The sequence below is a fragment of the Streptomyces sp. NPDC048057 genome, assembly GCF_040653095.1.
GTDB lineage: Bacteria > Actinomycetota > Actinomycetes > Streptomycetales > Streptomycetaceae > Streptomyces.
Genome location: NZ_JBEZNF010000042.1, coordinates 39,673 through 51,998, shown reverse-complemented (window position 1 = coordinate 51,998; position 12,326 = coordinate 39,673). Strand labels below are relative to the sequence as shown.

Here is a 12,326-nt window from a genome sequence, read left to right as displayed (position 1 = left end):
AGCCGACGGTGCGGGAGAGGTCGGCGCCGTCGACGACCTGTTCTTCGCGGCCGTGACCCTCCAGATCCACGGTGACGTCGCTCGCCCCGCGCCAGCGGGCCACGGCCAGCGCCAGCGCCGTCAGCAACACGTCGTTGACTCCCGCGCGAAACGCGGCGGGCACCGTCGTCAGCAGCGGCTCCGTCCACCGGGCCGGCAGCGACGTCAGCCACTCCCGCTCGGTGTCGGCGGTGTCCACCGCCGGATCCAACGCCCGCTCGCCGAGCCGCACCTCGGACGAGGGCAGCTGACGCTTCCACAGGTCGAGCTCCGCACCGACGCGACCGGGGTCGGTCGCCGCCGACTGCAACTGTCGCGCCCAGGTGCGGAAGGACGTCCCCACGGGGTCCAGCGTGATCGCGGCCCCGGTGCCGGCCTGCTCCCACGCCGACGCCAGGTCCGGCAGCAGGATCCGCCAGGACACCGCGTCCACGGCGAGGTGGTGCACGGCGACCAGCAGCCGACCGTTCACGTCCGCCCCCGCATCGAACCACACCGCCCGCACCAGACGGCCGTCCTCAGGCGAGAACCACCCGCGCACGGACTCGCCGTGCGTCTCGATGAGCGCCGCCAGACCGTCCCGCCCGACGCCCTCGGCATCGACGCGCAGCAGGCACTGCGCCGCGTCCACCGCACCCCGCGGCTCCACGGTCCAGGCGAGGCCGGACCCGGTGCGCAGCAGCCGTGAACGCAGCACGTCGTGATGGTCGACGACGGCTTGCAGCGCCCCGGTGAGCCGCTCCACGCCGGCGCCGGCCGGCACCTCGACCACGGTGGACTGGTGGAACTGGCGCCACGGCCCGGCCGCGTCGGTGTCCAGCACGATGGGCGTCGCCGGCACCTCACCGACGCCGGCCCCGGCCTCCTCGACCAGGGCCGTGCGGGACGACCCGACGACCGCGGCCAGCGCCTCGACGGTCTTGTGGAGGAACACGTCCCGCGGACTGACCGCCACCCCCGCCTTGCGGGCGCGGCTGACGAGTTGGATGGAGACGATGCTGTCGCCGCCGAGGTCGAAGAAGCTGTCGTCGATGCCGACCTGCGGTACGCCCAGCACCTCGGCGAACACCGCGCACAGCACCCGCTCCACCTCGGAGCGCGGACCGCGCCCGGACCGGTTCGCCAGCGCGCCGAGGTCCGGCGCGGGCAGCGCCCGCCGGTCGACCTTCCCGTTCGCGGTGAGCGGCAGCGCGGCCAGCTCGACGAACGCCGCCGGTACGAAGTAGTCCGGCAGCCGGGACGCCAGGTACTCCCGCAGCTCACCGCCGATCGCGCCACCGGGCTCCACGGGCACCACGTACGCGGCCAGCATGGTCGCACCCGAGTGCTCCAGCGCCACCACGGACGCCTGAGCCACGCCCGGATGGGCGGTGACGGCGGCTTCGACCTCCCCGAGCTCGATCCGGAAGCCCCGCACCTTCACCTGGTCGTCGGTGCGGCCCAGGAACTCCAACTGGCCCTGTTCGCTCCAGCGCACCAGGTCGCCGGTGCGGTACATGCGTGATCCTGCGGGGCCGTACGGGTCGGCGACGAAGCGCTGCGACGTCAGGTCCCGACGGCCCAGATAGCCTCGGGCCAGCCCGCCGCCGGCCACGTACAACTCGCCGACGACGCCCCGGGGCACCAGATTCAGCCCGGCGTCCAGGACCTGCACCCGCACGCCCCCGACCGGGCGCCCGATCACCGGCCGGACACCGGAGGTCACCACGGTGGACGTGGCGTCCACGGTGGTCTCGGTGGGGCCGTAGAAGTTGTGGACGGCCAGGCCGTCCAAGGCCGCGAGTCGCTGCCACAGCGCCGCTCCGAGGGCCTCACCACCCACGACGAGCACCTCGGGGCGGCCCTGACCGCCCTCGAACAGGCCCGTCTCCACGAGGTGCTGGGCGAACGACGGAGTGACGTCCAGCAGGTTGATCCCGTGCGCACGGGCGTAGCTGCCGAGCGCGTCCGGATCGCGCCGGGTGTCGTCGTCGACGAGGTGCAGCTCGTGGCCCGCCCACATCCACAGCAGCTCGTCCCACGCCGTGTCGAAGCCGACGGCGGCCGTGAGCGCCACGCGGAAGCGGTCCCGTCCGCTGCGCTCCAGGCAGCTGCGGAAGAAGTCGACCCGATGGGCCTCAAGGAGGTTCACCACGCTGCGGTGCTCCACCACCACCCCCTTGGGGCGGCCCGTGGAGCCGGAGGTGTACATCAGATACGCAGGGTGGGACGACAGCAGCGCCGAGGCGCGTTCGCCGTCGGTCAGATCGCCCGCGTCCAGCGCCGCGAGGCGCGCCGCGGTCTCGGCGGCGTCCACCTCGATCCGTCGCGGACCGCCACCCGCGGACAGGTCCGGGGTCGCCGCGTCCGCCACCACCGCGACGGGCGCGGCGTCCGCCACCACGTACGCCAGACGCTCCACCGGCTGCCCGGGGTCGAGCGGCAGATACGCGGCGCCGGACTTCAAGACGGCGAGCAGCGCCACGACCAGCTCGGCCGAGCGGGGCAGGGCGAGCGCCACCGTCCGCTCCGGACCTGCACCGTGCTCGATGAGCAGCCGAGCCAACCGGTTCGCCCGCTCGTTGAGCTGCCGGTACGTCATGGACGTGGAACCGAAGACCAGCGCCGTGTCCTGCGGACGCGCCGCCGCCGTCTCCTCGAACAACCGCGGCAGCGTCACCGGGGAGGTCGTGATCGCGCCACCCCGGCCGGCCGCGAGGAGCCCGGCGCGCTCCTCGGCGTCGAACAGGTCGACGTCGTCGATGATCACGCGGTGATTGGCCGCGACCGTGGTGAGGATCCGCACCAGCCGCGCCAGCAGGCCGCGCACGCTCTCCTCGTCGTACAGATCGGTCGCGTACTCCAACTCGCCGTGCAGACCCGCGGGCGCACCGTCCGCGCCGTGGCTCTCGGCGAGGCTCAGCGTGAGGTCGAACTTCGCGACCGTGTTGGCCTGCCGGTACTCCTCGACGACGAGCCCGGGCAGGTCGACGCCGGGATATTCGCTCGTCTCCCACGACAGCATCACCTGGAACAGCGGATGCCGGGCCAGCGAACGCACCGGGTCCACCAGGTCCACCACCCGCTCGAAGGGCAGCTCCTGATGTGCGTAGGCGGCCAGGTCGGCCCGCCGGACCCGCCGCAACAGCTCGGCGAACGAAGGTCGGCCCGAGGTGTCCGTGCGCAGCACGAGCGTGTTGACGAACACGCCGACGAGGTCGTCCAGCGCCTGGTCGCCCCGCCCGGCGACGGGGGTGCCGATCGGGACGTCCGAGCCCGCGCCCAGACGTGACATCAGTGTCGCCAGCGCGGCCTGCACCACCATGAACACGGTCGCGTCGTGACCCCGGGCGAGGCGGGACAGCTCCGCGTGCAGCCCGGCGTCGAGGGCGACGCGGACGCTGCGCCCGCGGTGCGACGCCGCAGCGGGCCGCGGCCGGTCCGCCGGCAGCGTCGCCTCCTCGGGGAGTCCGTCGAGCGCCTGCGCCCAGTACGCCGCCTGCCGGGCGATGACGCTGTCCGGCGCGTCCTCACGGCCCAGCGCGTCCTGCTGGGCGACGGCGAAGTCCGCGTACTGCACCGGCAGCGGGGTGAGGTCGGGGCGCTCGCCGCGGCAGCGCGCGGCGTAGGCGGCGGCGAGGTCGGTGGCCAACGGCCCCATCGACCAGCCGTCGGCGGCGATGTGGTGCAGGACCAGGGCGAGGACGGCCGTGCCTTCGCCGGTCACCCCGAGCCAGGTCCGCAGCGGGGGCTCGACGGTGAGGTCGAAGGCGTGCCCGCAGACCGCGGTCAACAGCTCCGGCAGCTCCTCCTCGGTGGTGTGCACGACCTCCAGCTCGCCGGCGCGGTCGGTCACCAACTGCCGCGGCTCGCCGTCCGTCTCGGGGAACACGGTCCGCAGGCTCTCGTGGCGGGCCACGACGTCCGCGACGGCGGCGCGCAGCGCCTCGTGGTCCAGCTCGCCGGCGAGTCGCAGCGTCAGCGGCATGTTGTACGTCGCGCTCGGCCCCTCCAACCGGTTCAGGAACCACAGCCGGCGCTGGGCGAACGACAGCGGAACGCTCTCGGGGCGCGCCACCGGCACCAGCGGCGCCCGGCGCGCCGTGCCCGGGGCACACCGCGCCGCCAACGCGGCGACCGTCGGCGCCTCGAAGACGGACCGGACGGACACGTCGGCGCCCAGGGAGGCACGGATCCGCCCGATGAGCCGGGTCGCGGACAGCGAGTGCCCGCCGAGGTGGAAGAAGTTGTCGTCGACCCCGACGGAATCCACCCCCAGGACCTCGGCGAAGGCGTGGCACAGCAGCCTCTCCACCTCGGTGCGCGGACCACGGCCCGACCGCGGCAGGGCGGCGGCGAAGTCCGGCTCGGGCAGCGCCTTGCGGTCCACCTTGCCGTGCGGCGTCAGCGGCAGCTCGGGCAGCCGGACGACGAGGGGCACCATGTGGTCCGGCAGCCGCTCACCGGCGTGGGCGCGCACCTCGGCGACGTCGGCCCCGGTCACCGCGTAGGCGACCAACTGCCGCTCGCCCCGGGCGTCCTCGCGTACGACGACCGCGACCTGTGCCACGGACGGATGGCTGCCGAGGACGGCCTCGACCTCGCCCAGCTCGATGCGGAATCCGCGGATCTTGACCTGGTCGTCGGTGCGGCCCAGGAACTCCAGCTCGCCCTCGCCGCTCCAGCGCACCAGGTCGCCGGTGCGGTACATGCGCGCACCCGCCGGGCCGTACGGGTCGGCGACGAAGCGCTCACCGGTGAGCCCGGGACGGTCCAGATAGCCGCGGGCCAGGCCGGCGCCCGCGAGATAGAGCTCTCCCGCGGTCCCCGGGGGCACCGGCCGCAAGGACGTGTCCAACACCCGCGCGCGCATCCCCGCGACCGGGCGGCCGACGACGGGCTGGGAGCCCGGCGTCACCCGTGCGTAGGCGGCGTCGACGGTGGACTCCGTGGGGCCGTAGAAGTTGTAGACCTCCCGCGGGCTCGCCGCGAGCTGCTCCCACAGCGGCCCGGGCACGGCCTCGCCGCCGACGACGAGCACCCGCGGGCACGGGCCGTCCAACAGCCCCTGGGACACCAGGTACTGGGCGTAGCTGGGCGTCACGTCGAGCAGGTCGACCGCGTGCGCCACGGCGTAGCGGTGCAGGGCGTCCGGATCGCGCCGGGTGTCGTCGTCGACGAGGTGCAGCTCGTGGCCCGCCCACATCCACAGCAGCTCGTCCCACGCCGTGTCGAAGGCGATCGAGGCGCTGAGGGCGACGGCGCAGCGCCGGCCCGCCGACGCGGTGGCGAAGAACCCCGCGCGGTGCGCCTGAAGGAGGTTCACCACGCTGCGGTGCTCCACGACGACGCCCTTGGGGCGGCCGGTGGAACCGGACGTGTAGATGGTGTACGCCACGTCGACGGGGCGCAGCGGGGCGGTGCGCTGGGCGTCGGTGACGTTCTCGTCGGACAGCGCGGCCAGCTCCGGGAGGTGGTCCAGCACGACGGTCCGCGGCGCCGCGCCGCCCAGTGCGTGCACCGTGTCGACGGTGGCCAGGGCGAGCGCCGGCCGGGCGTCCGCCAGCATGAAGGCGATGCGCTCCGCCGGGTACTCCAGGTCGATCGGCAGATAGCCGGCACCGGACTTGAGGACGGCGAGGAGCCCGGTCAGCAGTTCACCGGTGCGCGGCAGGGCGAGGGCCACCAGGGAGCCGGGGCCGGCGCCGTCGGCGATGAGGCGGCGGGCGAGCCGGTTGGCCCGGGAGTTGAGTTCGGCGAACGTCAGGGGGCCGTCAGCGCCGACCGACGCGATGGCGTCGGGGGTGGCGGTGACCTGGGCCTCGAAGGCGTCGACGAGCGTGCCGGTGGACAGCGGAGGTACGCCCTGTTCCTGCCAGCCGTCCAACTGGTCGCGTTCGGCCGCGGTCAGCACGTCCACGGCGGCGACGGCACCGGCCCCGCCCGCGCGCACCAGCCGCCCCAGCACCTGGACCAGGCGCTCCAGGTGGGCGGTGAGTTCCGGCGCGGCGTAGAGGTCGGGGTTGGCGTGGAGGTCGATCTCCAGGCCGTTGCCGTCGCCCCGGTCGCACACAATCACGGCGAGATCATCGACGGGACCGATGGACAGGTTCTGCGCCCTGGCCGGTGCACCGTCGAACCTCAGGTCGTAGTCGAAGACCATGATGTTGACCGCGGGCCCGATCAGGTGCTGCTCGTCCCCGACCATGGCCAGATCGCGCCGTAGGTCCTCGTAGCGGTACCGCTGGTGGCGCAGCGCCGCCCGCATCTGGTCGGCCGTGCGCCGGCCCAGTTCGGCGACGGTCGACTCCGGGCGCACCGCGAGGCGCAGCGGCACCTCGTTGGACGCCATGCCGGGCGTCCTGCGTGCTTCGGGGCCGGTGCGGGCCGTGACCGGCAGCCCGAGGAGGACGTCGTCGGAGCCGGTCATCCGGCTCAGGTACAGCGCCACGGCGCCGACCAGGACGGGCTGCCAGGGCAGCCGCATCTGTCGGGAGACGGAGCGCAGTTCGGCCACGTCGTCCGCGGCGATCCTGCTGCTGACGCGCCGTACGCCACGGGCCCGCGCACGCCGTCCGTCGGTCAGGCCCACCGGCTCGGGCCGATCGGCGAAGAGGTCGTTCCAGTACGCGCGGTCCTCCTCGAACCGCGGGGACGCCCGGTACTCCTGCTCGCCCTCGACGAGGGTTTCGAGCGGCGCGAACGGGGCCGCGCCGACCGGCTCACCGCGGACCAGCCCGGTGTAGACCTCGGCCACCCGTCGGGCCACGAGCGAACCGGTGAAGCCGTCCATCACCAGGTGGTGGTACCGGTGGAGCCAGATGTGGCGCTCGGGGGAGAGCTGGAGCAGCGCGAAGGTGAACAGCGGGCCGACCGCGGGGTCGATCACGCGCTCGGACTCCGTCTCCAGCCAATCCTCGGCCGCGGCACCCGGGTCAGCTGCGCCCGTGAGGTCCACTCGTTGCAGTTGCACCGAGACGGCCGGCTCGATCACCTGGACGGGACCGCCGGCCCCCGGCTCGAACCGGGCCCGCAGCGCCGGAGCCTCGTCCACCACCTGCTGGAGCGCCCTCTGGAGCACGTCGGCGTCGACCGCGCCATCGATCTCGAAGTACTCGGCGATGTTGTAGGCGGGATTGGCCGGATCCAGATGTTGTGCGTACCAGATACCCGCCTGGGCCGATGTGAGTCGAAGGTGATGGCTTGGCCGAGCAGACACTAATTCCCCCTACGGCGTGCGCTTGAAAAAATTCATGCGAAAACCAAACCCGGCCGCCCAGGAAAGGGCGTGGCAAGGAATTGGTGAAAATTAAATGAGCAATGGAGAAACCGTGGCGCAGTGGGGCACGTCAGGTGCACGACAAGCGCCGGGCGCCGTGGGGGCGCGGCGGTCCACGTCGTGATCTTCGATGCGGTCGGAGGCGTGAAATGGCGCCTGAAGCGGCGTCAGTGCCTTGGAATCACATGCTGCCTGGCCTCGTTGATGCTCTATCTACGGGAAGAGCAACAAGATGGCGTCACCTTACACACAACCAAGAACCCCCTTACACGGCAGCCTCGATGGTCAATCGCGGCTGCCCCGTGGTGTCACACCATGCGGTCAAAGAAGCGTGAGAGCGCATCATGACGGTCGTCGAGCGCAACGCTTCGGGCAATGACCCCGTCACGCTAGGCGCCTAACGATCAATCGTGCAGTGACCCAGCCCACAGTGGCTGAATTTAAACACGGTTGCTTCCTCATCCATTTGTCTGCGAGGATCGCCACCGCACCAGGGGACACGGGGATGGCTGACCGGCAGGCGTGAAATCGTAGGGACCCGCCATAGCGGATCGGGCTCGTACGCCTGTCGAGGAACGGCCCCCATCGGCGTGCCCCAGACCCGGTCGGGTCCAGCCGTCGCACGCACCCATCCGTAGGAGTAAGGCGTGAACCAGCCCGTGAAGGCGCAATCAAGATCATCTTTGCGGGTGTTGGTGAGCTTGCTGGCGCCGTTCCGCTTCGTCCTGCTGGGGGTCTTCCTCCTCCAGCTCGCCGCGCACGGGACGGCCCTGGTCCAACCGCTCGTCGCCAGCCGGGTCGTCGAGGGCGTGCAACAGGGCGGGAGCCTGATCGGCCCGGTCGTGGTGCTCGGCAGCCTCGCCGCGATCGGCATGGTCCTCAACTACGTGGGCGTGTACGTGCACGGGCGGGTCGGTGAGAGCTTCGTCCTGCGCATCCGGAGCCAACTCGCCCGCAAGCTCTTCGGCGCCCGCGTGCCGAAAATCGAGAGCAGCTCGACGGGTGACGTCCTGTCACGCGTCGGCGCGGACACCACACTGCTCCGGCAGACCGTCATCAGCAGCACCGTCGAGCTGCTCATCGTCCCCTTCACCATCGTCATCGCGGTCGTCCTCATGGTCGTCATCGACCCCGTGCTCGCGGTGACCGTGGTCGTCATGCTCGCCGTGGCCACCGTCGTCGAGACCTGGGCCTTCCAACGGGTCAGCGAACAGACCGAACGCGCTCAGAGCTACCTCGGCACCATGACGGGCGTCATGCAGCGGGTGCTGCTCGCCTTCCGCACGGTCAAGGCGTCCCGCACCGAGAAGCACGAGGCCGAAGCCTTCGACAAGGAAGCCCGCGGCTCCTATCGTGCGGGGATCAGCGCCGCACGCACCGAAGCCGTCGCGGACACCGCCGCGCTCGGCTCGGTCGAGGTCACCTTCCTGCTCGTCCTCGGCATCGGCGCCATCCGCGTCAGCGCCGGGGAGATGAACATCGGCGACCTGGTGGCCCTCCTGTTGTACGTGGTGTACATCCAGGAGCCGGTGGGCTCCCTGGTGACCTCGGCCGGTCAACTGTCAGAAGGTCTGGCCGCCGCACGGCGGGTGGACGAACTCCTCCAACTGGAGTCCGAAGCCCCCGCAGCCGCACGGGCCGCCCACCGGACGTCCGACCCGGACGCCGAGCCCGGCGTCCGACTGGACGGCGTGACCTTCGGCTACTCCAACCGGACCGTCCTCAAGGACGTCACCATCGACGCACCCAAGGGACTCACCGTCCTGGTCGGACCTTCCGGCACGGGCAAGACGACCGTCCTCAGCCTCATCGAACGCTTCCTCGAACCCGACGGCGGACGCATCCTGCTCAACGGTGCCGACATCCACGAGATGGACCTGAGCGAACTGCGCGAACGCGTCGCCTACGTCCAACAGGAAGCGCCGCTCCTCGGCGAGACCATCCGAGAGGCAGCCTCCTACGGCGCACCCGACGTCGACCCCGACCAACTCGCCGTCATCCTCAAGTCCGTGGGCCTGACGGACTGGATCACCGGCCTGCCGGACGGCCTCGACACCGAGGTGGGGGAGCGCGGCCTGCACATCTCCGGCGGACAGCGCCAACGGCTCGCCGTCGCCCGCGCCCTGTTGAGGCCCAGCGAGGTCCTGCTGCTCGACGAGGCGACGTCCCAACTCGACCCGCACAGCGAACGCGTCCTGCTGGCGTCCCTCGCCGAACACGCCGGCGACAAGGTCGTCATCGCCGTCACCCACCGACTGCCCATCGCCCTCCAGGCGGACCAGGTCATCATGATGGAAGGCGGCCAGGTGCACGCCGCGGGCCGACACGACGAACTGCTGGCCACCGACGCCAAGTACCAGGACCTCGTGGCGGCGGCGTCGTGATCCGCAAGGTGAGGAACATCGCGGGTGCGGTGCTCGCCGCCTTACTGGTCGCCGCACCGAACCCCGTCACGACGGGACGCGGCGCGGACGACGGCGTCGCCATCCGCTACACCGAACTCGGCGTGCCCCACATCAAGGCCGACACCTACCACGGCCTGGGCTACGGCTACGGCTACGCAGCCGCCAGGGACAACGTCTGCGTCCTCGCGGCCACGTACCTCACCGTCGGCGCCGAGCGCTCGCACCATCTGCCGGCCGACGCCGCACCCGAGGACGGCGCGGCGGACGCCGCCTTCGCCCGAGCGCGCACCAACCTCGACAGCGACCTCTACTACCAGCACGTCAACGACTCCAAGGTCGTGGAGAACGCGCTGCGCGGCCCGTCAGCGCCCCGCAGCGAAGTGCGCGACATCGTCCGCGGCTACGTCTCGGGCTACAACCGGTACGTGAAGGACAGCGGGGTCGACGGGATCTCCGACCCCTCCTGCCGCGGCGCCGACTGGGTGCGCCCGATCTCCGAAATCGACTTCTACCGACACTTCCACGCCCTGGCCACCGTCAGCGGCCACGGCTCGATGATCAGCGAGATCGTCTCCGCCGCCCCCGGCGCCCGTCCGGCGGCCGACGCCCGGCCGGCCGCCCCGGAAGAGCCCCGGGCCGCGCTCGGCAGCAACGCCGTCGCCGTCGGATCCACCGCCACCCGCACCGGCCGCGGCATGCTCCTCGCCAACCCGCACTACCCCTGGCAGGGAGCGGAACGCTTCTGGCAGGCCCAACTGACGGTGCCGGGGAAGATGAACGTGTCCGGCGCGAGCATCCTCGGCATCCCCCTGGTCCAGATCGGCCACACCGCGGGCGCGGCCTGGAGCCACACCGTCTCCACCGCCGCCCCCTACGGCCTGTACCGACTGCGCCTCAAGCCAGGCTCGCCGACGACGTACCTCGTCGACGGCCGACCGGAACGCATGACCGCGCAGAAGGTCACCGTGCGGGTGAAGAACGCCGACGGCAGCATGTCCCGGGTCCAACGGACCCTGTGGTCCACCCGCTACGGCCCCCTCACCTCGGGCGCCGGCACCGAAACCCTCCCCTGGGGGAAGGACACCGCCCACGCCGTACGCGACGCCAACCGCGGCAACCTCCGCGGACTGAACACCTGGTTCGAACTCGGCCTGGCCCACAGCACCGAAGACATCAGCCGGGCACTGTCGAAGCACGTGGGACTGCCGTGGGTGAACACCGTGGCCACCGACGACTCGGGCAAGGCACTCTTCGCCGACATCCAGGCCGTCCCCCACATTACCGACGACCTCGCCGCCCGCTGCGGGGTGAACCCCGACGCCTTCGACGCCACCGGCATCGCCGTGCTCGACGGCTCACGTGGCAGCTGCGCCTGGGGCAGCGACCCCGACGCCCCGCAGAGCGGCATCTTCGGCCCCTCCCGGCTCCCGCAGACCGTTCGGCGCGACTACGTCGCCAACTCCAACGACAGCCCCTGGCTGACCAACCCGAAACAGCCGATGACCAGCTATCCACGAGTCGTCGGCGACGTGCACACCGAGCGCACCCCGCGTACCCGCAGGGGCATCACCGCCGTCGAGGAACGCATCGGCGCCGGACGGAAGATGTCGACCGAGGCCCTACGGGAAGCCCTGTTCGACAACCGCAGCATGATCGGTGACCTCACCGCACAGGGGTTCACCGACCTGTGCACCGCACTGCCCGGCGGCAAGGCACCGACCTCGGCCGGCGGATCGGTGCCGGTGGACGAAGCCTGCGACGTACTCGCCGACTGGGACCGCGCCTTCACCGCCACCAGCGCGGGATCCCTGCTCTTCAACACCGTCTGGACGAAGGTGACGGAGGCCGCGGCACCCGACGTGTGGAAGACCCCGTTCGACCCCGAACACCCGGTGACCACCCCGCACACGTTGGACACGTCCCACCCCGCGGTGCGCACCGCACTGGGCGACGCCATCGGTGAACTGCGCGCAGCACGCATTCCGTTGACGGCTCCCATCGGCGAGCGCCAGTACGTCACCCACCAGGGCAAACGCATCCCCGTACCTGGGGCCGACGAGCCTCTCGGCGTACTCAACATGATCGTGAACGCCCCCGATGACCAGGGCGAACCCGACATCGTCCATGGATCGAGCTTCATCCAACTCGTCACCTTCAACGGTACCCAGTGCCCCGACACCGAGAGCCTGCTGACCTACTCGCAGTCGACCAACCCCGTGTCCGCACACCACGCCGACCAGGCCGAACCGTTCGCCGAGGGGGAGCTGGTACGTGAACGCTTCTGCGAGTCCGACATCCTGAGGTCACCCAAGCTGCGCACGGTGCGTCTCTCCCCGCACTAGCTAGGCCCGCTCTTCCGGATCTTGCCGGGCTCGCGTGCCCTGGCACCGCTCCCCCTGGGCCTTCGGCCCGGGAGGTACCCCCACGCCGCGTTGTCGGCGGTCGCCAATAGCCCCCTGTGCCCTGCGGGCACGGTGGTACCCCCACCGCATTGGCTCCCTCCTCCGCCTTGAGATCCACGGCACCAGACCCCTCCCCCTACGCCCGGAGGGCGTGGGGGCACCCCCACCCTGATCCAGCCCGATCCGTAAGACAGGCCCGAACCCGAAACCAGCCCTCATGAC

Annotated in this window: 3 protein-coding genes; 2 read left to right on the top strand and 1 reads right to left on the bottom strand. The window is 71.6% G+C overall.

Features of this window, described 5'->3' with window-relative positions; genetic code table 11:
• Nucleotides 1-7,237: amino acid adenylation domain-containing protein (locus AB0E05_RS33485; protein ID WP_361970815.1), on the bottom strand; the 7,237-nt coding region annotated here is incomplete at its 3' end.
• A gap of 707 nt (nucleotides 7,238-7,944) precedes the next feature.
• Here AB0E05_RS33485 and AB0E05_RS33480 point away from each other — a divergent pair.
• Together AB0E05_RS33480 and AB0E05_RS33475 are read left to right on the top strand one after the other, a co-directional pair.
• On the top strand, nucleotides 7,945-9,681 hold the full coding sequence (locus AB0E05_RS33480) for an ABC transporter ATP-binding protein (RefSeq protein ID WP_361970813.1): 1,737 nt from the start codon (nucleotides 7,945-7,947) through the stop codon (nucleotides 9,679-9,681).
• Nucleotides 9,678-12,044 (top strand): penicillin acylase family protein, encoded by a 2,367-nt coding sequence (locus AB0E05_RS33475; RefSeq protein ID WP_361970811.1) that lies wholly within the window; start codon nucleotides 9,678-9,680, stop codon nucleotides 12,042-12,044. Before AB0E05_RS33480 ends, AB0E05_RS33475 begins: the two co-directional genes overlap by 4 nt.
• Nucleotides 12,045-12,326: the final 282 nt, after the last annotated feature.